Source organism: Roseibacillus persicicus (genome assembly GCF_014651675.1).
GTDB classification, from domain to species: Bacteria; Verrucomicrobiota; Verrucomicrobiia; order Verrucomicrobiales; family Akkermansiaceae; genus Roseibacillus; species Roseibacillus persicicus.
Genome location: NZ_BMXI01000013.1, coordinates 66,607 through 87,739, shown reverse-complemented (window position 1 = coordinate 87,739; position 21,133 = coordinate 66,607). Strand labels below are relative to the sequence as shown.

Below are 21,133 nucleotides of genomic sequence, written 5' to 3'. Positions count from 1 at the left end.
CGGTTCGCCGGTTCGCCGGTTCGCCGGTTCGCCGGTTCGCCGGTTCGCCGGTTCGCCGGTTCGCCGGTTCGCCGGTTCGCCGGTTCGCCGGTTCGCCTCGAATCTCGAAAAAAACCAACCACCCCAATCCGTCAGCCCCGCCGGGGCAAAAGAAGATAGCCCGGGGTGCAACCCCGGGTTCCCAAAAGACGAGAGAGACAGGACGAGCGAGTGATTCGATAGTTCATCAACCATCCCGAAGTCCGTTCAAAATCCCACGGCGATGTGCCAGCCTGATGATTGCGATACACCCACAGGCTCGCGCGGACTCGAAGGCTTTTCACAGCGCATCGGGGGAGCCTAAGAACAAATCCATCTCACGCTCGCTTTCACCATTCGGAGCCTGTTTACTCGGGGTTGCACCCCGGGATCCCGAAAGACGAACGAGACAGGACGAGCGAGTGATTCGACAGTTCATCGACCAACCCATAGTCCGTTCTAAATCCACGACGATGCGCCAGCCTGATGATTTCACAACACCCACAGGCTCGCGCGGACTCGATGGCTTTTCACAGCGCATCGGGGGAGCCTGAGAACAAACCCATCTCACGCTCGCTTCCACCATCCGGGTCCTGTTTACCCGGGGTTGCACCCCGGGCTATCATGTTTAACCCCGTTGGGGTCTTTCAGCGGGAATACTCCCCCGACATGTCCCTTTCGCAATGATCTCGCAAAAATGCACACCTCGTTGGGGCATTTCGGCGGTGTCACTCTTCCGAATCGTCTGAGCAAAGTGGCCGGTATCATAGTTCAAAACAGCCGCCTCAAAAAATGCAGGCAGACTGGGGGAGATGACAGCTCCAAGTCCATTTTCATCACATCGTTTCCTCCAATTCTTCGCAAAAACCAACCTCCCCAATTCGTCAGCCCCAACGGGGCGAAAAAAGATAGCCTGGGGTGCAACCCCGGGATCTCGAACGACGAGAGAGACAGGACGAGCGAGTGATTCGACAGTTCATCAACCATCCCGAAGTCCGTTCAAAATCCCACGACGATGCGCCAGCCTGATGATTGCAAAACACCCTCGTGCTCGCGCGCATTCGTTGACTTTTCAGAACGCATCGGGGGAGCCTGAGAACAAACTCATCTCCCGTTCGCTTTCATCACTCGGTGACTCTTCTCCCGGTCTTTCACCCCGGGCTATCCTCTTTCGCCCCGTTGGGGCTTTCGGCGGGGAAGCGACTCCACTGGGTGAACACCCTCCAGCACTTGGCCGGAATTTCTCCGGGCGTTGGCTATTGAATGGTCGCTGACTACTCGACAATTCGGTGGCTGGCTCTGGGGCGAGTGGGGGCACTCGCGGTCCTTGGACTAGGCTTCGAGGGCGGGTTTGCGGCGGAATTTGCGCCATGCCTTTTGAATGAGAGCGCTGGTCTTCCAGACAATCCAACCGGCTATCAGCACGATGATGAGAAAGACAAAGAGCGCCGGAATAGGAGCAAAGGCCATCAGCCCCAATCCTCCCAATACCAGTCCATCCTCCGCCACACTGGCCGTCATATTGGACACCGGTTCGGGTGAGAGATTGAGAAAAAGCCGTCCTCCCGCTTTGGCCAGATGAGTCGTGAGCGAGGTTCCACCTGCTAACAAAGCGGCAATCACTGAAACAGTAGGATCAAGTTGCCCCAGGGCTGCGAGAGCAAGCAGCACCCCTCCCACCGGCCGCACAATGGTGTGCAGAACATCCCAGGTCGAATCCACCCACGGGATCTTATCGGCAAAAAACTCGATCGCGAAAAGCACTCCGGAGACTCCGATGATCCAAGGATCCGCGAGCACTTCCAGTTGCTCATACTTGCTGGCTAACGAGAGCCAGTCGAAGCGGATGGCGAGACCCGCGATGAAGGTGGTGAGGTAGAGGTTGATCCCGGCCAAAGTGGCAAAGCCGAGCGCGACCCCCAATTGTTCAAGGATTTCCATGCGTGCCATCCTAGGACGAGAACCCCCAAACCCGCGATTCGAAAAAAAGCCGGACTTTGTATCGCGGACTGGCGAAAGCCCGAAAAAAATAACGGACACGAAGGCCGCAGCCTTGGTGTCCTTTGTGCAAAATTCGAGCCGAACCTTATCCGCGGCGGCGTTCGAGAAGGTTCACCATCAGGTAGGAAAGCAGAAGATTCATTTCCTCGCGAGGAGTGATCTCGCTCAGCTTGGTGATAGTGAATTTGCCTTCCAAGAAAGCGGGCTGTTTCTTCAAGCGAACCGCGGCGGTGCCATTCGACTTGGAAGCGAGATAGGATGGGTGAAAGAGAAACCCAGTGAAAAAGCTCAAAACGGGGATTTCGCCAAAAAAGCTATCAGCCACTTTGGACCAGGGATTTTCCTCCCGAATCTCGAAGTCCGGCACGTCGTCGCCTGGATTAAAAACATCGTAGTGCGCCTTCCAGATCGAGCGCATTCCCCGGCGACCGACTGAGCCAATCTCATTGCCTTGGGCATCGTGAAAAGTATAGCGCGCCGACCAGTCGAGAACTCTGTTCGCGGAAATCGTCGCGACCAAGGTGCTGCGGGAGCTGTCGGTGTAGATCTCCACCTTCTCCTTAAAACGAAAGAGCTTTTGTTTGAGATAGCAGATTTGATTGCCGTCCGCGTCGGTGACGGTGGCTTGGGGCGCGAAGGCCAAGATCTTGAAACGAAGGTCGAGTGGAAAATTCATATCTGTTCTCTCTTTGACTGAAAGGGGGTGCGATTACACGCTTCTTTTTCGTCCCCCTTGAGCTTTTTGGGCTCTTTGATAGTGATTGGGGATGAAGGTTCTTCGTTCTTTCGCCGTGCTCTGCCTCCTCACCCTTTCTCTCCGAGCGGAACCCTCGACCGAGGAGATCTATACCGAGATCCTCAATCGGCATCAGGAACTGGAGAACTACTTCGCGGTCTACGAAGGGGAAGCTCCCGGCGGAAAGACCCTGCTGTCGGCCATCTCGTTCCATGGTTCCGCCAAGATGGCCTCGGTGCATACCCAGCTGTTTATCGATGACGAACTTGTCGTCCAACTCTTGCAAGCCACCACGCCCGATCTGGGAATTGTGCTCAATGGAGAAATGGCCCTCCACCTCAAGGACGCGCAACTCATTTTGCAGAAGCTGGGCGATATTCTGGCCCTCCTCTATAGCGACAACGATGCACACTTGGGACTCTGGAGCCCCGCCCTTTCCCTGAGCAAAGAGATGATGTCCTCCCAGCTCACCATCTCCTCGAAGCCTTTACTTCCTTGGACGTCGGAGGGTCTGCCGGCGGGGAGCAAGCATACGACCGAAGGCAAGCTAACGGTTTTCACCATTCCCGGTGGCTCGACCTATCGCGTCCAGACTGCGACCGGTATTCTGCAGCAACAGAACTTTCCCAATGAGGACGGAGACCGCACCTTGGTTCTCAAGGAGCTTCAGACCGACCTCTCGGCTGAGGCGATCTCCGGTTTCATCAAAGAATTCATTCCGAACACCCTGAAGGAGGAAAACTTGCGCAACCACCCTCTCTTCGCTGCAGTCCAAGGCCAGATGCTCAATGGTCTGGTTGAGAAAGTTGATTCCGGAGAGCTTCCCCTACCGCTGCTCCGCGAGCGACTGGAAAAGGCCCGCCCCCTTCTGGATTCTTACTTTACTGCGGTCTATCCCGCGGAGTTTTGGAAAGAGCAAGAGGGCGAACAACAAGTCATCGTTGAAGAACAATGGCAGCTAATGGGGCTCGCCTCCCAACCGGTGCAAGCAAAGAGCGAGGAAGGGAAGGCGGCTGCGGCTCTGTTGGTCGAGACCTTCAAGAAGGAGTTTTCAGCCTTCTCAGCTAACCAAACGGTGAGCCCTAATTAGTTAAAGCTGTTTTTGGAAAACCAGTCAGATGAGTTCGTGACCACTGAAGTCGACCCTCCGGTGGTCTTCGAGTTACGGCTTCTCGGTGGTGAAGCAGCTGGCAGGGAGGCCTTCGCTGTTCACTAAATTTGCGCCTTCGGGATTATTGGCCCAAGCATAGCGAACGGCAGCAGGATCGGAGATTTTGTCAGACCAGACAATAACCTTTCCTTCCTCAATCTGAGCATCGGCCCAAATCCAAGTTCCGTCCTCCGCCTTGATCTCGAAACGCTTCAATGGACCACCATCACGAGTTTTGAGTCCAGCGTTGTGTTCGAAGCTTAAAATCATGCGACCATCCTTCTCATCCGCGCCGCGGAAAAGAGGACCACTCATCACGACATTTTCCATTCCATAGTCTTGTCCTAAAGCCCAGCGAGCGAGGCGGCTACCAACGTCTTTCTTGTTGGTCGGGTGAATGTCATCCGCCGCACCGATGTCGTTAGTCACAGCCATACCACTGTGCTTGATGCTGTCGAGGGCTCGACGCATTTCGTCCTGCACCACAACCCAACTCGACTCCACCCCCGGCTCAGTCGTCACTTCGCGGAAGTTGGCCAACTGGACATAGTAAAAGGCAAGGTCGGAGTCCCAGCGCTCTCGCCAATCGTCAACCAGACAACCCAGCATCTCTTCATAAAGCGAAGCTGTCCCGCCATTGGCATTGGACTCTCCCTGATACCAAATCGCGCCTTTGGCTCCGTAGCCAGTGATGGGAGCAATCATTCCGTTGTAGATATTGCTGGCCAATCGCGGATTGACCGAGGGGTCCACCGCAATTTGGGGGCGGCGTCCTTTTTTCCCGCCTTCCTCCCACTGGGCGATCTTTTGTTCGAACTGGGACCTTACCTTTTCCTCATCCCAATTGGCGAGAGCCTGTTCCTTCAACTTCAGGACCCCCTTTGCCTCGGGAAGGGATTTCAGAGCTTCTTCGCTAATAAAAGATTCGATGGGCTTCCCTCCCCAAGCGCATTCGATGATGCCAACCGGGACATCCAACTCTTGGCGAAGGTTCTTTGCAAAGTAGTAACCGACTGCAGTCATATTCCCCGTGCTCTCCGGAGAAGCCCCAGTCCAGGTGCCGGCAAAATCGATTTGCGGTTCGGCTTTCGCAACATTGCCAGAGAGATAAATCCGAAGAAGAGGGTCTTCCGACGCGGCCACGACTTCTTCCGCATTGTCCGTCCGACTGATTACCCATTCCATATTCGATTGCCCGGATGCAATCCAAACCTCACCGACCAAAACGTCCTTGATCACCTTGCTGTCAGTACCGTCGCTAATCGTCAACTCACGACCTTCCGCAGAGGCGGTCAGTCCCTCGAAGGAGACTTCCCAACGACCTTCCGAATTGGTCTTGGCCGACTCGGACTTTCCGCCAAAGGTCACGGTCACTTCCCCTGAGCCGTCCAACCAACCCCAGATCCTTGCCTGCCCCTGCTGCTGCAGAACCATCCCGTCGGAAAAGAAGGAAGGAAGTTCGATGGCAGCTTGCGATAGCGCAGTCGTTGAGACCAGTGCGAGACAAAGCGTGGATGTGAAAGATGTCATGTCCCAATGCTACGCGAGGAGTCCGGCGCCTCTATCCAATTAAAATTCCTCCTATTCCATCGAGCACTGGGAAACGCGGGAGATGAGATAGATTAGCCAAACTGCCAACAGAAAAATCTTCAAGGAAGTGCCGGAGGACTCCGTTTTGACGCCACCTTCTTTCTTGGCTTTTGCCACCAGTTTCTTGCTCTTTCCCCGATACTTGGGAATCAGATGAGCCAGGCGATCCGCCGCCAAATTCAGATAATCGGTGCATAGGGCATCAGAGGTCCATTGCCCCCAGCTATTCGCCACTTTCAAAAAATCAGCTTCCGCACTCTCCGTCTCCCCCTGACGAGCCCTTCGAATCGCATCGGAGAAGCGGGAGAGCGATTGATAGAATGGCAAGCCCTCCGAAGGCTCCCCAATCTCATCCATCTCATCTGCGGCTTCATGCTGCCCCTCGACCTCATCCAAGAAGCGGCGCGCACAACGGAGACACTCCGCGTATAGGCCAGTGCGGAAGCGATACAGCCCTGACTGAATCGCTTCCCGGGCAAGCACCAGATCGTGATTCCGAACGGCGGCACTGGATAGATTGAGATAGTCACGGGCGGTGACCGACTCTCCCCTCTCGCGCCAATCCCCAAACCATCGGACCGCTTCCGCCGGAGTGCCATAGTAGAGCAGATTGTATCCTGCCTCTGTCCAGGTGACGGGGTCGGATTGGAAGTCCTGCCAATTTTGATTCACTAACTTGTTAGAGCCTTCGTGGTCTCCCAACTCCTTTAGTCTCTCCAGAAAAAGAGCCCAAGCTCCGGCCTTCTTCGCGAAGGGAACTGGCAACTTCTTCAGCTTCTTGATGGACTTGGCAAGGTGACCGCGTTCGATACAGGCTCGTGCCCATGCGGAGACGATTGCGCGGGAAGGCTCTTCCTTTATCCTTTGCGACAAGCGCTCATCCCACAACGCGGTCTGTTTGTAATTGTTAAAGGCCCACTCGGCGTATTGCAAAGGATCAGTGGACTCCTCGAACTCCATGGCGAGAAGCTCGTCGGTCATTTCCGCAACTCGATCGAGCTTCTTATCGGCCAACTCGATGGTGATGCCATCGACGTGGACAAAAGGCGTGGGTGAGAAGTGGGACAGACTGCGCCAGACCCCGCGCGCTTGCTCGTATTCCGCCTTCTCCACGTAAAGCTCCAATAGCTCGCGACCGCCGTAGCTGTATTCCGGATCCAACCGATAGGCTTTCTCAAAGCATTCGAGGGCCTCATCATCGTATTCCAGCTTTCGGGCAGCATCGCCCCGATGGCCCCAAGCTGGGGCATCGTTGGGGTCGAGCCTGTTGACCCGACGAGCAGCTTCCAAGCACTCTTTCCAGTTCTCCCGCTGGTAGTACCATCGCATCAAATTGCCCCAGGCCCAAATGTAGTCCGGTTCTTTTTCTACTAGCTCTCTAGTAGCAGAAATTGCCTCCCGGGGGTATCCCGCCTCCATCTGGATCCAGGCATGGCGTCCTGCCTGAGTTCTCTGCCACGGCTGACCATCAGTAGGAGGCTGGCACTCTTTGAGAGCTTCCTCGTATTCTCCTCTCTCACAAAGGAGAAGAGCCAGATTGTCGCGCAGATCCAGATTCGTTGGGAAACGCTCCACGGCTTCGCGGGCAACTGCCAAAGCCGCGTCCCCTTCGCCCAAGAGGTTCAACACCCAACGTTTGGTATCCCACCAGCCACTATGGTGACGAGCGGCGGGATCGATGTCATCGAGAAGCGTGCGAACCTCCTCTTCCCTATTCTGCTCCTTGGCCCAGTCAGTCAGCTCTCCCCAACCATAGTCGTAGCTGTAGTCGACTCGAACAGCCCGCTTCATGCGTGCAAAGGCCTCATCCGAGTCACCCTTCATGGCCATTAGGCGAGCAGCCATTCCATGGTTAGCTGCAACGAGTGGTTCGGCATGAGCGGCCTGCTCGATTGCCTCCAAGGCTTCTCCGTAGCGCTCACAGCGCTCGTAGGCCTCAGAGAGGCGGCGGGCGGCGAAGTCCCAGGAAGGCGAAATCTCGAGAGCCTTCTGCAAGTCCGCAATCTCGGCCTCATAGTCCCCGGTCGCATGGGCGACCTGCGCACGCTCGGAATAAGATCGTGGCATGAGCGGGAAGCGCCGGACAAGTTCCCCGGCCGCCTTGCCCGCAACCTCAATCCGATCCATATCGAGAGCCTGATCCTTCACCGCAGACCAAGTCTGCCAAAGGTCGGGACGTTGCTCGCAGAATTGCCGGAGCTCATCTAACAGAGCCTCGGGTTCTCGTTCCCGGAAAGCGTGTTCACGATAGGCGAAGACCGCATCACCGATGGAAACCTGCTTCTCGATCTCTTCGCGCAAAAAGGCCAACGCTTCAGGAAAAGCGCCGCGCCGCCGCATGACCCCCATCAGTTGAGAGATGGCCCAAGTGTAATCGATGTCGAGCTGCAGGGCCTTTTTCAAACACTCCTCTGCCTCCTCGGGCTGGTTCTGCCGCAATAGCATGCTTCCCAAAATCCCCCAACTGCTGCAATCAAACTCGGAGAGCGCGGCCGCCCGCCGAGCCTCGGCGAGCGCCTCTTCTTTCTCTCCCAGCAATTCCAACTGAAGCGCCAATTCACGAATGGCCCAGTCCCAGTTGGGTAAAATCGCCAGCGCCCGGCGCAAGGCTTCGGCCGATTCCGCGGCCTCATCAGCGCCACACCATTCCGCATAAAGTCCGAGGAGATTGGGATGATCCGGTTGATTGGCGAGAACCGTCTTCAGGTAGCGCAGGGCTCCGCCATCTTCCCGCTCCTCCTGATAGCGAGCCAAAGCGCGATGGGCTGGCATCAGCGCCGGAGCCAAACGTGCGACTTCCTTCCATGCTGCAATCGCCTTTTCACGCTCCCCGAGAAAGCCTGCCATACGCCCCACCGCCTCGTGCCAACGCCGCTCCGCGACCACTCCCCGCGCCCGCTCCAACATATCCCACGCGTCTTGGGACTCCCCCCAATAGCTCAGGCGTTCAGCAGCCTCGAGGAGGAGTTCGCCATCCTCGGGCAGAGCCTGGCAAGCTTCAGTCAACTTGGCCTTGGCTTCAGTTGTGCGCCCCAAGCGGGCGTATGCCCGGATCAAGGTCATCCACGGAGCCCCGCTTCTTTGACCCAAGGTTTCGACCCGCTTTTGCAAAAACTCGAGCCCCTGATCCCGATGACCCAAGACCACGCAAGCGTCAAAATATTCGTTGGCATAGGGTTCGAAGTGTGGGCTCAAGGTCGACGCAATGCGATGGAGCTCGAGAGCTTCTTCGCGCTCGAAGCGGCGCCACTTCGCATTGGCCAAGCTGGCATAGGCCACCTCCTCGGTAGGGTTCACCCGCATGGCCTTGCGCAGATAGTGGTTGGCCATCACATAGTCGCGATCGTCCTCGGCATAGAGCTCGCCCAGTTCGGAGTAGAAGACGGTGGAACACCTTCCACGCGAGATGACCTCCCGCAAGGTTTTCTCCCGCTCGTCGCGCCGGGAAAGACGTTGCAGGATATTCAAACGCCAATAGCGGAATTTCTCCGTTTTGGGAAATCGCTCAATCAGCTTGTCCAGCCAGACCAACTCTTCGGCAGCATTGCTATCGTAGCGGGCCAGTCGCTGACGGCACCACCAGACGCAGGGATGATCCTCGCCACCGGCTTCGACCATCCTTACCAAGGCCGACTCAGCATCGGGCCGGCGGTGCTCCTCAATGGCTTCGGAGAAATCATGATGAGCATCATAGACCGCTTCATCAGGAAACTCGAGACCATCTAACAGCTCTGCTTTTTCCCGCGGAATAATCACCATCCCACGTGGTCCTTGGACGGGGTGATCCTTCGCCAAGCCCTCAAAGGACATCTCCACGCTGTGCCGGCTGGTTGGATCGCGAATCACCGCGCAATCCTGGAACTCATCATAGCCCACACACGCCTGCAGATGCGCTCCCGTTGTCCAAGCCGTGGACATGGTGAAGGGCACTCCCCGATCAATCAGTGCCTTTGTCGAAGCGGCCGTCACCTTGAACTCGCGGGTCACAAAGCCGTGCTCGCGGGCCCAGTCACGCTCCTTGTGCCAGGGTGTGCCGTTGTAACAGATGGCCTCCGCAATCGCCAGATGGTCCTCGTCCTTCCCCCAAAAGGCAGCCAATGAAGCTAAAGTCGCGGGAGCGCACGTCATGCTATGCTGCCGAATGAAAGGCACGGGTAGCTTTTTCTTCTGGTGCTCCTGCCCCTCGGTATCGCGCAGGTGTTGCGCCACGCGCTTTTGGAAACTCACCTTGCCAGTCTCCTCGGCACAGGCGAAGAAGCGCTTGAGGTCACCCCCCTCGAGATAGAGGTCCGCCCGGCGCGCTGCCAGCCACTCCTTGCCTGTCCGGTCAAGCAGAGGCGAAAGGTTTTCGTAATCGTCGAGATAGTCCAATGCTCGCCGCCAGTCGTCGCGCTCCGCATGGAGGATATGCAGCCGGGCCGCGTAGGTCGGATTTTCCGTCTCGCGATGAAGCGCGCGCAAATACTCCTCGGCCTCCTCCTCGCGCCGGAGTTCTTGCAAGAGCTCCACCCGCAAGACTGCTGCCGGCCGGTAGTTGGGATAGAGCGTCAGAGCGTGTTCGATCACCTCGACCGCTTCCTCACGTCGATCCGCAATCTGAAGGACCGAAGCTTTTTCCACAAAAGGCCACGACCGCGATTCGTCACTTGCGATTGCTTGTTCTAACAAGGGGAAGGCCCGGTCGAAGTCCCGCCATCTGCCATGAAGCCAACCTAACAGCGCCATCATATCGGCCCGCAGCTTCGGGCTCTCCACTCCAGCCTCCAGTCGATCCCTGGTCGCCTGAAAGGCCTCCCACCAACGCCCCTGTCCCAGACGCACAAACTGCGCCTGAAAGAACCACTCGGGGTTCTCGGGTTGAGCCCGCCAATTTCGCCAGTCCAACACATCGGACCAGCGGGATGATCCCAGTCGATTGGCGAAGGAAGCCGCCAAGCGCCGACTTTCCCCGGAAGGCCAGGTTCGGAAGTCGGCACAGTCTGACACGACTTTCCACGCTTGGAGGTGCAGTCCCTTCTTGTTGAGAGCCTTCGCTTTGGCGATTTGCTCGAAAGTCGGAAAGGATTTGGCGGCAATTGCCGAAGAAGTGGAAAGCTCGTCACTCACCCCATAAGACAAAAAGGAAGCAAGCGCGGGAGAACAATGGCAAAGTCTGTGATGCGAGCAATTGGCATGAAAAAGTAAGTGTTTCGCTAAACTGAGAACCAGTAGTTCGAAGTTTTTCCGCTTTGTTCGAAAGACAGAGTGAAAGGAGAATTCGCCACTAGAGCCCACCAGGAAACGGTTGGCTGGACTCACTCCAGACAAGCCTCTCCCAACGCTATGGTATTTACATCATACTCTCAAAGGGACTAGTCTCACACTAGAGACCGTAAAACCCAATTCATGCGTCTGCCCCATCCCCCCAGAAAGTATCTTCCTCGAGGAGCAAGGCCAAGCCACGCCGGAGGCTTCAGCCTCATTGTCACTGTCACACTGCTCCTCCTGCTTTCCCTCATCGCGATCGGCCTCCTTAGCCTTTCTTCGACTGTGGTGCGAAGCTCCCGTCGTGACGGGAGCATGGCGGAGGCACGCGCGAACGCCCGGTTGGGATTGCTTCTCGCCTTGGGTGAACTGCAGCGCACCATGGGGCCGGACACACGAATTTCTGCGAACGGCGACATCCTATCGAGTGACGGCTCAGTGGCCAACGGGATGAGGCATGTGACTGGCGTCTGGAATGCCTGGGACCCCAACCCGAGCCAAATCGGAAGCTATCAGTCACACAAGAAGGGGGCTCCCATTGATGATCCCGTCACCCGAGGCGGAGCAACTCTCACCAGGCCCGACGGAGGGTTTCATCGCTGGCTGGTTTCGAGCATGAGCTTGCAAGCCGCGAGTGAAGTCGAGTTCGCCCGCAAGGGTTCGCAAGGCGAGTTGGTCACCCTCGTCCCTCCTGCGGGGCAAAGCCGAGATACGTTGGTTTCCGCCGCTCGCGTTCCTCTTTTCAACAATAAAAGGCAGACGAAAGGCCAATTCGCTTGGGTGGTTCTGGATGAAGGACAAAAAGCCGCCACCAACAGCGCCGCTCCAGAGAACCCGAGCTTCTCTGCCCTCCAAACACTCGCAACCCAAAGCGAGCTCGCCTGGCGAAGGGTCAGCGAATGGTCCGCCTTGGACAATCTCTCAGCGCAACAGCGCCAAAAGCTCGTCACCCGCAGCACCCTTTCGCTTGGCGGGGTTGGCAAAGTCAACGAGTCCATCCACGACCTCACGCCGTACTCCGCCACTGTCATGAGCAATACCGCCCGGGGAGGATTGCGCACGGACCTGAGCCTGCTGCTTGGATCCGAGGAACTGCCCCCGGACTACGCCCACCGGCATCTTTACTCCGACTCGGATACTCCTCTGATGGAGGCTCCTGATCGCAGTCGTCATCGCTATTCGTGGCCGAGCCCCGATCCACAGTGGCAGATTTTGCACAAGTTTCACCGCATCCCGATCGACACCTTCGCGGGAAATCGTGAGAACCCCCGGCTGCGATTCTCCATGACTGCCAACGCGGCCCGCAGCAGCATCCCACACCGTCCCAACGGATTCACCGGAATGCGGAGCGACTTGAAGACCGCGGAATCCTACCACAATTCGCTCAAGCTCTCGCCCGTCATTTCAAAAGCCCAGTTCATCTTTTCCCTCACTTTTGCAAGAGGTTCAGGGATGGCCAATAGCAATAAAAACGGCTTCTGGGACCGCGACGGAGGGCGAGCCCAATCCCGCTGGAAAGCCCAGGCTCTCATGATCATCGATCCCGTGATCACGCTTTGGAACCCCTACGATGTGCCTATCGATGTCTCGAGCTTCCGCATCTTTCTCTATCGCATCCCTGTGGCGTTCCAATTCAATACCTCCAATCCCAGAATCGAGACTCCCTCGGAATACACCGAATACGTGATGGCGATTGCCCCGGGGGCGAACGTCAACCGGAACTTTGCCTACCCCCTCAACATCGTTCCGGAGCAAGGCCAGCGCTCGATTGAGTTGCTCCCGGGGGAACACCGGGTCTTTTCCGCTCAGGACTACCAGTCGTCCTGGGCCATCGGAATGGGGCACACTGAGGGTAAGGCGGTCACCATGGCCCCGGGCTGGTATCCTCCGGGTTCGGGCGGACGCTTCGCGGCCAAGGTCGGAGGAATATCGACCGAGAACCTTTATCGCGGAACGGGTGGGCAAACGACGGCATTTTTCAAGAACAAGCGCGGAGTGCGCTTCCCGACGGCAGGCCTCCCGGTGGAAGCCAACGATCAAATTCGGATCTCGGTACGCCCCTCATCTTCAGAAATTGGAAAGTTCGTTACTGCGGGTAATCGAGCGGTCGACTTCTATTTGCGCTACGGCGTCGACGTGCCGGACAGCCGCATTCGAGGAGGCAACGAGCAACAGGACATCCCCGACTTTGGCGCCATCGAGTTGGATTACGGAGACCGAATTGGTGACATTTTGCGCAGCTACGAGGCTGGGACCGAGCTCCCGGTCTTTCCCATCGAACGAGATGATATTCTAACCGCGCCGATGGCTGGAGGACACACCAGCCTGAACAGGAATCGACAAGTCCGGGGCACGATCAAGAAGAAGCCCTTCCTCGTCGCAACCCTGCATCTCAAGTCTCTGGTCAACGACGAGTTCCGCTCCAAATTTCCGGCAAAGGCCTGGATCCACAACAACCCCACCGCCGTCTACGCCAGCGCGGGTTCGGCGGGACAGATGGAAGACCTTGCTGCACAGCAATATGAGTTCTCCTATCAGCCCCTGCAGGGGGATTGGCTCAATGGAGGCTTCCCCGAGATCACCGGCGACCGCAATCAGGGCTACGGGGGACCTTCCCCCGGAGTTGAGGACGGGCGAATCTTTGCCCCTTTCTCATCCCTGCCGCGCTCGGCCCCCACCTCCTTGGCTCAGTTTCGACACGCTCCCTTGAACAGCAGCGGCAAGCAACCCCTGCAGGCCCAAGTGATTGCAAATTCCTTTGCCCACCCCCTCCTCGAGCCCGACCAGGTCATCGACCACTCGAACGCTTACCTCGACCACTCGTTCCTCGCCAACCAGACCTTATTCGATCAGGTCTTTTTCTCCGGTGCCAACACCAGCGACCTTTACTCCCGTTTCTTGCAGGGAAAGACCCCGCTGATGCAGTCCCGGCTACAGAGTTTGGCAAAGGGCACCAAAGTAGCCGAGGACTTCGCCGACCTCCCCACCCCCTATGAGGAAGCCGCCGCCCATGTGCTCTTCAATGGTGCCTTCAACGTCAACTCCACCTCCCACCACGCATGGCAGGCCTTTCTAACAGCCATGAACCACGAGAGCATCCCGCAGCTGGAAAGCCTGAACCAAGGCGGGCTCGGCACCCTCAGCAACTCCGGAAAAGACTCCTTCACTTCGCGCTATCAAATTCCCATCGAAGAAAGTCTGGGTGACAATCTGGATCCCTTTGGCGGGGGCGACGAACGCCCGGCCTGGACCGGCCACCGCCGCTTGACCGACCAAGAAATCGAACGTCTGGCCACGAACCTCGTCGAAGAGGTCAAATTGCGGGGGCCCTTCCAATCATTGGGTGAGTTTATCAACCGGAGGGCGGAAGACTCCGCCCTCGCCAACGAAGGAGCGCTGCAAGCAGCTATCGACAAGTCCGGCCTCAATGACGTCCCCCTCCGCGATACCGGACTGGAAATCTTCGCAGATAGTGGCGGACAATCCGGCTTCGCCAACCCGAATGCCGCCGAGGGCTCCTCCCTCGTCGGCACGCCCGGCTATCTGACGCAGGGCGACCTCCTCCATTCCCTCGCGCCCGCTTTGACAGCACGGTCCGACACCTTCCGCATTCGCAGCTATGGAGCCAGCACCAACAAACGTGGGCAGATCATGGCGGAGGCCTGGTGCGAAGCAGTAGTGCAGCGCTTTCCAAACTACCTCGATGAAACCAACCTCCCCGGCGACCACCCCAGCCGTCCGGACACCAACCCACTCAGTGAAATCAATGAGCGCTTCGGCCGCCGCTTCCGGATTATCTCTTTTCGCTGGTTAGCTGCAGAAGAACTTTTAGCGTCCTGAAGCGCACGTCTTGCTATGAAAACCCTCCTCTTGGCCCTCCTGCTGGCCGCAATCTCCTCCCCCTTGTCCGCGCAAGATCCCTCCACCCAAATGATCAGCTTCTTCGCCTACCAGACGGTGGAGGTGCCCACCACCATCTACCTGCGCACCGGCCCCAAGAAGTTCACTGCCCTGGAGCTACCAGGAGCCAACGCGACCCCTGCCGTGCAAATCATCAACCCCAAAGGCCAGATTGGCATCTTCGGGCCACCCGAGAAGAATGCTGCCGGAGAGGAGTTCCACCCGCGATTGGGAGGCATACAATGCAATCCGGCGTGGCCAAAAGCCTTTGCCATCATTTCCTCCGTGAAACAGGACGAACGCACGGTTTTCACCGGTCACGCCTTCCCAGTCTCAAACAACGACTTTCCGGAAGGCAGCATCAAGGTGGCCAATCTCTCTCCCGCTCGGGTTCGCGGCAAACTGGGCAAGCAGCAGGTCACCCTCAAGCCCGGCGAAATCTCCACCGTGCGTTTTCAAGATCCCGCAGGCTCCCTCATTGACGTCATCTTTCAATACCGGGAGAGCAAAGAAGCCAATTGGGCCCGCATGATTTCCACCCGCTGGCCCGTTCCAAAGAATGGGCGCCGGTTGATGTTTATTTTTCCCGACCCGAGGGGCAAAGGAATGCGCGCCAAGACCATCCCTCTCCGCAACGACTAGTTGCCCCCATCCGTCAGGACAAAAAAACTGCTCCTGAGTGAGGAGCAGCTGCAAAGGGAGGCCAACGCAAGTCAACCTCGGATATAAATCTTTCGAACTGAGTCAGTTCCGGTAAACAGTCTTCTCGATACCCTCACCCGCTTGCTGCAGGTCGCGGCCCATGCCGAGGAAGGTATTGCAAGAGGACAGAGCCCCCGCGAACAAAGCGCAGAGAGCAAGAGCAATCAATTTGGAAGCTTTCATCTCTTTGGAATTAAAACTGTCCGCTTCTCCTTGCAAGGCTGAAGCGGTTCATAATTTGCGGCTTAACGTTCCTCGATGGGAGGAACCGGCGAGAGAGTTTCGGGGCCAACATACTTGGTCAGCGGACGATAGAGACGGCTGTCTTCGAGCTGCTCGAGGACCTGCGCCGTCCAACCCGCCATACGGGAAATGGCGAAAATCGGGGTGAAAAGGTCGGTCGGGATTCCCAAGCTGTAATAAACCGTGGCGGAATAGAAATCGACATTGGCATTGAGGCCCTTGCGCTCGCGCATCAGCTCGGCAATCCGCTCCGACATGGCGATCCATTTGGTTTCGCCGAGTTCCTTGGTCAGCTGCACCGCCATCTTCTGGAGATGGGGAGCGCGAGGATCGAGCACCTTGTAGACACGGTGGCCGATCCCCATGATCTTCTTCTTATTGGCCAAACAATCTTCGACAAAGGCGTCAACCTTTTCGAGAGAGCCGATTTTCTGGAGCATCTTGATGACCCCCTCGTTTGCTCCCCCGTGGAGAGGTCCCTTCAGGGTGCCAATCGCCGAAGTCATCGCGGAGTAGAAGTCAGAAAGAGTCGCGATAGTAACCCGCGCGGAGAAAGTGGAAGCATTCATGCCATGGTCGGCGTGAAGGATGTAAGCCACATCGAGAGTCTTGGTCGCCGCCGCACCCGGTTCCTCACCGGAAATGAGATAGAGGAAATGGCCGGCCTCGGAGAGGTCGGTGCGAACGGGCGGCAGATCGAGGCCCTGACGAGCCCGATGGTAGTAGGCCACAATGGTCGGAGTCTTTGCGACCAGAGAAAGCGCCACCTTGCGATTGGACTCCTGGTCGGGTTCGCCCACTTTCGCGCGCTTGTCATAGAGACCCAGCATGGAAACAGCGGTGCGCAGCACATCCATTGGATTCGCGTCCGCAGGCGCACTTTTCAGAAAATCAATGACGCCCGCCGGAAGGTCACGATCGTTGCGGAGCTCCTGTTGAAAAGCCTCCAGTTCCGCGGCATTGGGCAACTTGCCCCGATGCAGCAGGTGGGTGACTTCCTCAAACGAGGTGTGCTCAACCAAGTCATCGATTGAGTACCCCAAGTAAGACAAGCGCCCTTCCTGACCTTCCACTTTTGACAACGCGGATTCATTCGCGACAACTCCCTCCAAACCTTTGGCGTAATCTGACATGATGATAAAAATTCGTTATAGTGACTGGCAAAGACCAAAGCCGAGGTGAGAGCCTCTAGCAAGATGGTTTTTCCCAAATGCAATTTCGTGCGGCAATTTTACAGGAGAACCAAAGTTCGAACCTGCCCGTCGCGGAGCGTAATCTGACCTTTCTCCAAAGTCAAAGCACCGCGGTTCTCGATATCGAATTGCTTCCGGTCAACCCGACCCGTTCCCCTGCTAATAGTGGCTTCCTTCTGCGACCAGTCGAAGTAATAAAAGCCATCATCCCATCCCACGAGACGTGTGATCCCGCTTTCCGGCGGCCTGGCAGCCAAAGTCCGGACCGCCCGATATTCCGAAATGGGATAGGTCCACGGCGCGGTGGGCTGATCGACGTAATCGTCCTCATTGGCGCACGACGACAAAAGGACCAGGGCAAACAACCAACTCAAAATCTTCATGCCCATGCTATAAAACAAAGAATTGACCTTTTAAATTGCAGAATTCATCTAGCGTGGACTTCTTCATGCACTTGCGCCTCTCCGACGACGAATTCCAGACCCTCATCGACATGGTCAGCCTGGCGGGAGAAGTCGCGTCCCTGAATCAGAAGCCCGGCTCCGAGGACCACCTCGCGTCCTTCGCATCGTTGGAGGACAAGATTCTCGAACGCGCCCAAGCCCAAGGTTACGCCGACATCATCGAAGTCGATCCCGACACGAACAACCACCGCGTCACCGCCGAATACCAAGCCCAATCTTACATCCAGGAATGCATCGACGAGATGCGGAACGAGATTTTCTGGGAAGAACTCTCCTTTCGGCTGGCTGAACGCGAAGTCATCCGAGCCAAAGGCCAGGACGCCTACTTGAGCCTGTCGGATGAAGAGCGCATGCATGTGATCGCCCCCCGCCAGCAACGCTTCTGGGAAGGCTTTTCCAAGAACGGCCTCGACCAGGTCCACCTCATCGCTCCCCCCGGACAGGGATAGCCTCAGCTCTCAGATAGCAAAAGCCGGCTCCCACTATCATATTGGCAAAAAATTGTTCTCGCCAGCAGGATATCAGTTCCACACATTGGCGAGACTATGCGAATGGGTTGTCTTCTTTGGTTTATTGTAGCTGCTTTTCTATGGGGAGGCGGACAGTCATTCTATACTGGAATCACCAACCGAAAGATGACAACCATCAGCATCGAGGAGCTGAGCAAGCAACCGACGAAAGCCAAGTGGCTGAGAATCACCGGCGGCGAGCTGGACGTTTCAACCGCCGCCTATACCTCCTCCTTTCTCGGTGACCCTAAAGTTCTTTACATTCCTGTCACCATCCCCGGCGCGGAGGATGCAGACGCTCCTGTTAGCCTGCTGTATAAAACCACAGAAGACAAATATCTGGAACTGGGGAAGAAGATGAAGGCCATCGATGAAATCGAGGACGAAAGCAAGGCCATGATGGCCCTCGTCGAGTTAGCCCCTCAGCTGTTAGAAAAGCGTGATGTCGAAGGGCTGGTGCAGTTCGGAATCGAGTCAGATAGCGGTGACGATGATATCCGGGAGCTCTTTGACAACATCTCTCCAGACGCTCTCATCATTGAACCCGGCGAAAAGCCCTCCTGGGTCCTGGGTTTGTTCGGCCTCATCGGCGGCTTGGCCCTCGGCTACGCCCTCCTTCGCGCTCAACGGGTCCAAAAGGTCCCCAACCTGCAAGCCGGATCTCCCGTGCCTCCCACGCCTCCCGCTCAACAATAAACCAACCTCGAATCATGGCCAACTGCGCCTATTGTGGCACATCCATTCTCTTCGGTGGCGTCAGTGATGGCCCCCGCCGCTACTGCAACAACGATTGTCACGTCGCGGGCTACTTCGTCTCGCTGGCAAGCCAGATCCCACCGGCCAAACTCGACGAAATGGTCCACGCCACCCGAGTCGGACAATGCCCCAAGTGTGGCAAAGCCGGTTCGCCGGTCGATGTCTATATGGCCCATCGCATCTGGTCCGCCTTAATCTTGACCTCCTGGAGCTCCCAACCCGAGGTCTCCTGCAAGTCCTGCGCGACCAAACGGCAATTGGGAGCAATCGCCTTTAGCGGGACCCTGGGTTGGTGGGGATTCCCCTGGGGATTGATTGGCACCCCCGTGCAAATCATCCGCAACTTTTCCGCAATGGCGGCCAAGCCCAAGCGCGACTCCCCCCTGCTGCGCAAACATGTCCAAGTGGTCCTCGGACAAAGACTGGCCGAAAATCTCGCAATGGCGGAGTCCCAACAGGTTCAGCCCGCCGTTCCGCCTCCCCTGCCCTAACTTGCGGAATTATTTCCACAGCATTTTCGCCCCGATGAGAATCATCAGGACTCCGAAAATGCGCGTGAGATGCTGGTTGCTCAATTGACGCATCAGGTCCGAACCGAACCAAGCCGCGACCGCAGCCCCTATCGCCGTCAGCCCCACGAGCTTCCAGTCGATGAGTTCCGTCTTGTTGACCACATGATTGCTGGTCCCAATCACTGCCGTCACCACGACAATCGCAAGCGAAGTGGCTACTGCCGACTTCTGCTCCATTCCTAAAATCAAGCTGAAGGCAGGCACCATGATAATGCCTCCGCCAACGCCCAGCAGAGCGCCCGCCAAGCCAGCGACGACCCCAATCAATAAGGCTGTTAGAAGAATTTTCATAAACTGGTCAATTCCACCACGAGCCGGTGCAAAACGAGGCGATGGTCGAGGCTGGTGGTCACTAGGGATTTGTCTGCCTTCAGGCAAAACTCCAATGCCTTCCGCATTTGGGAAAGATTGCGCTTCCCCACCTTGCCAACAGCCTGCGAGAGCCCCCAGGCATTGATTCCACCATCTTTTTTCTTAGGAAAGACCGCCCGCTTCTCGGGCGGAAGCTTCTCGAGAGATTTGCCAAAACCATAACCGGGTGCAGCACCGGCATCGAGGGCGAGGCGAGCATAGAAAAGGTTGCGCACGGTCGGAATGATGGCTGCCCGCATGAGCCCGATCGCATTCTCACCCTTGTCCAATTGAGCATCGATGAGCTCCACCGCGCGAGCGGCTTCCCCGCGTTCGATGGCTCGCGAAATCTCCCAAATCACCCCCTTCCGACTCGGCGGAATCATCACCCGGACCTCGTCGATGGACACGGTGGCATCGTCTCCAAGATAAAGGCTCATCTTGGTCAGCTCGTTCCCAATCTGCCGCGTGTCCTCTCCCGCCAGTTGCACAAAAAGATCGAGGGCATCGTCCTCGAAGCTCAACTTCATCTCCTTTGCCCGACGCTGGACTAAAACCGCGACCTCCTCCTCCCAGCCTTCCTTGGAAACATCAATTTTATCGTAGATCTTAACCTCGGCATTCTTCTGCAACCACTTGTAGAACCCCCGCCGCTTGTCGATCACTGGCGCCGAAATGAGCACCTCCACCTCGGGAGAGACTCCCGCCTTCAGGCACTCGAGCAGATTCTCCACCCCGGTCTTGGCCCGTTCCGCCCCTCCCGTGCGGTCATCCCCGAGATAGGTCGCCCCCTTCAGCCACACCACCTTGGCCCCACCGAAAAAGCCCACCGTCTGGATGGCCTCAACAGTGCTCGCACTTAGCCGAAAGGCATGCTCGGAGTCATCGGCAACCCCTTCAATGATGTCGTTGGCGAATTCGTCGCCATCTGCAGGTTTCAGCTTCTCGAAAAGGGCGTGGGCCTCCTCCGCCACCCTTCCCTCATCTGTTCCAAACACCGCATGAATCGCCATCGCCAACGAGCTTGCGTGGAATGGAGAGCGGAATCAAGGGCGGGAACAACTTCCCTCCAATTTATCCACTCGGCCAACTCCCTCCCGTTCTTTCTTGCCACCAACCAGAAACCGCTCTTTACTTGCATAAAATTGCAAAACCATGAAGCCACTTTTCAAGCCCGCACTTTATTATGCCCTACTCTGCAGCCCGCTTCTCGGGCAAGACCAACCCGCCCCATGGAACTCGGTCAGATTTACCGTTCTTCACGAGGAAAAGAAGGCCTCGGTTGAAATTGAAGGCGAGGATCAGCTGACGAAGGTCGTTCTGACCGTCGATGGCAAAAGCTTCGTCGTTCCCGAGACGGAACTCGCCAATTGCGACCTCCCCCAACTGGACACGGCGAACCTGCTATTTGGCGCGGACTGGTATGGCCCGGTCAAACCCGATGAGGAAAAGACTCCCCACCACATCATTGAACTGACGATCGGGGAGGTGAATAAATTCGGCAATCACACCTCATTGAAATTTCTCTTTCACAGTGGTCGCTTCCAAGAGCGAATCATTCTGGAACAAAATACCGCCACTCTCTGGAAAGAATACCGCAAGCGCGTGAACGAAGGAGAAAAAGAGACTGGAACGGTCACCCGTCCCGCCCCCCAATCCGGTCCATCGTCAGCAGAGTCGGCGGAATAAAAACAAACAACCCTT

16 protein-coding genes are annotated in these 21,133 nt (G+C 56.9%); 7 read left to right on the top strand and 9 right to left on the bottom strand.

The annotated features are described in order from the left end of the window. Positions 1-1,350: 1,350 nt before the first annotated feature. Both IE099_RS14925 and IE099_RS14920 read right to left on the bottom strand, forming a co-directional pair. Positions 1,351-1,959: a DUF4126 domain-containing protein gene (locus IE099_RS14925; RefSeq protein ID WP_189571431.1), complete on the bottom strand. Its 609-nt coding sequence runs from the start codon at positions 1,957-1,959 to the stop codon at positions 1,351-1,353. Between the two features lie 145 nt (positions 1,960-2,104). After that, the gene (locus IE099_RS14920; RefSeq protein WP_189571428.1) at positions 2,105-2,695 is read right to left on the bottom strand and encodes an LURP-one-related family protein; all 591 of its coding nucleotides are present in this window, start codon (positions 2,693-2,695) and stop codon (positions 2,105-2,107) included. Positions 2,696-2,786: 91 nt separating this feature from the next. Here IE099_RS14920 and IE099_RS14915 point away from each other — a divergent pair, with 91 nt between their 5' ends. After that, positions 2,787-3,845 (top strand): hypothetical protein, encoded by a 1,059-nt coding sequence (locus IE099_RS14915; protein WP_189571425.1) that lies wholly within the window; start codon positions 2,787-2,789, stop codon positions 3,843-3,845. A gap of 72 nt (positions 3,846-3,917) precedes the next feature. On the opposite strand, the gene IE099_RS14910 is transcribed toward IE099_RS14915, so the two are convergent. Next, positions 3,918-5,435 carry a sialate O-acetylesterase gene (locus IE099_RS14910; RefSeq protein WP_189571422.1) on the bottom strand — a complete coding sequence of 506 codons (1,518 nt, stop codon included), beginning with the start codon at positions 5,433-5,435 and terminating at the stop codon, positions 3,918-3,920. A gap of 51 nt (positions 5,436-5,486) precedes the next feature. After that, a complete protein-coding gene (locus IE099_RS14905) occupies positions 5,487-10,601 on the bottom strand; it encodes a tetratricopeptide repeat protein (protein WP_189571418.1) in 5,115 nt (1,704 codons plus the stop codon). 279 nt (positions 10,602-10,880) lie between these two features. Here IE099_RS14905 and IE099_RS14900 point away from each other — a divergent pair, with 279 nt between their 5' ends. Beyond that, the gene (locus tag IE099_RS14900) at positions 10,881-14,579 is read left to right on the top strand and encodes a hypothetical protein (RefSeq protein ID WP_189571415.1); all 3,699 of its coding nucleotides are present in this window, start codon (positions 10,881-10,883) and stop codon (positions 14,577-14,579) included. A gap of 15 nt (positions 14,580-14,594) precedes the next feature. Continuing rightward, on the top strand, positions 14,595-15,281 hold the full coding sequence (locus IE099_RS14895) for a hypothetical protein (protein WP_189571412.1): 687 nt from the start codon (positions 14,595-14,597) through the stop codon (positions 15,279-15,281). 102 nt (positions 15,282-15,383) lie between these two features. Here the strand turns inward: IE099_RS14895 and IE099_RS14890 are convergent, their stop codons facing one another. The 3 genes from IE099_RS14890 to IE099_RS14880 form a co-directional block, all read right to left on the bottom strand. Then, on the bottom strand, positions 15,384-15,524 hold the full coding sequence (locus IE099_RS14890) for an entericidin A/B family lipoprotein (protein ID WP_189571409.1): 141 nt from the start codon (positions 15,522-15,524) through the stop codon (positions 15,384-15,386). A 62-nt stretch (positions 15,525-15,586) separates the two neighbouring features. After that, positions 15,587-16,717 (bottom strand): citrate/2-methylcitrate synthase, encoded by a 1,131-nt coding sequence (locus IE099_RS14885; RefSeq protein ID WP_189571406.1) that lies wholly within the window; start codon positions 16,715-16,717, stop codon positions 15,587-15,589. A gap of 98 nt (positions 16,718-16,815) precedes the next feature. Beyond that, on the bottom strand, positions 16,816-17,160 hold the full coding sequence (locus tag IE099_RS14880; RefSeq protein WP_189571403.1) for a hypothetical protein: 345 nt from the start codon (positions 17,158-17,160) through the stop codon (positions 16,816-16,818). Between the two features lie 65 nt (positions 17,161-17,225). On the opposite strand from IE099_RS14880, the gene IE099_RS14875 reads away from it, so the two are divergent. The 3 genes from IE099_RS14875 (at position 17,226) to IE099_RS14865 (ending at position 18,997) form a co-directional block, all read left to right on the top strand. Further along, positions 17,226-17,690, top strand: a complete 465-nt coding sequence (locus IE099_RS14875) for a hypothetical protein (RefSeq protein WP_189571399.1) — start codon at positions 17,226-17,228, stop codon at positions 17,688-17,690. Positions 17,691-17,876: 186 nt separating this feature from the next. Next, positions 17,877-18,446, top strand: a complete 570-nt coding sequence (locus IE099_RS14870) for a hypothetical protein (protein ID WP_189571396.1) — start codon at positions 17,877-17,879, stop codon at positions 18,444-18,446. 14 nt (positions 18,447-18,460) lie between these two features. Continuing rightward, positions 18,461-18,997: a hypothetical protein gene (locus tag IE099_RS14865; RefSeq protein ID WP_189571393.1), complete on the top strand. Its 537-nt coding sequence runs from the start codon at positions 18,461-18,463 to the stop codon at positions 18,995-18,997. Between the two features lie 9 nt (positions 18,998-19,006). Here the strand turns inward: IE099_RS14865 and IE099_RS14860 are convergent, their stop codons facing one another. Then, positions 19,007-19,369 carry a sulfite exporter TauE/SafE family protein gene (locus tag IE099_RS14860; RefSeq protein WP_189571390.1) on the bottom strand — a complete coding sequence of 121 codons (363 nt, stop codon included), beginning with the start codon at positions 19,367-19,369 and terminating at the stop codon, positions 19,007-19,009. Further along, positions 19,366-20,442, bottom strand: a complete 1,077-nt coding sequence (holA, locus tag IE099_RS14855) for a DNA polymerase III subunit delta (RefSeq protein ID WP_189571387.1) — start codon at positions 20,440-20,442, stop codon at positions 19,366-19,368. The genes IE099_RS14860 and holA overlap by 4 nt, the downstream gene beginning before the upstream one ends. Before the next feature lie 142 nt (positions 20,443-20,584). Here holA and IE099_RS14850 point away from each other — a divergent pair, with 142 nt between their 5' ends. Next, positions 20,585-21,118, top strand: coding sequence for a hypothetical protein (locus tag IE099_RS14850; protein ID WP_189571384.1), 534 nt, complete (start codon positions 20,585-20,587; stop codon positions 21,116-21,118). Positions 21,119-21,133 lie beyond the last annotated feature (15 nt).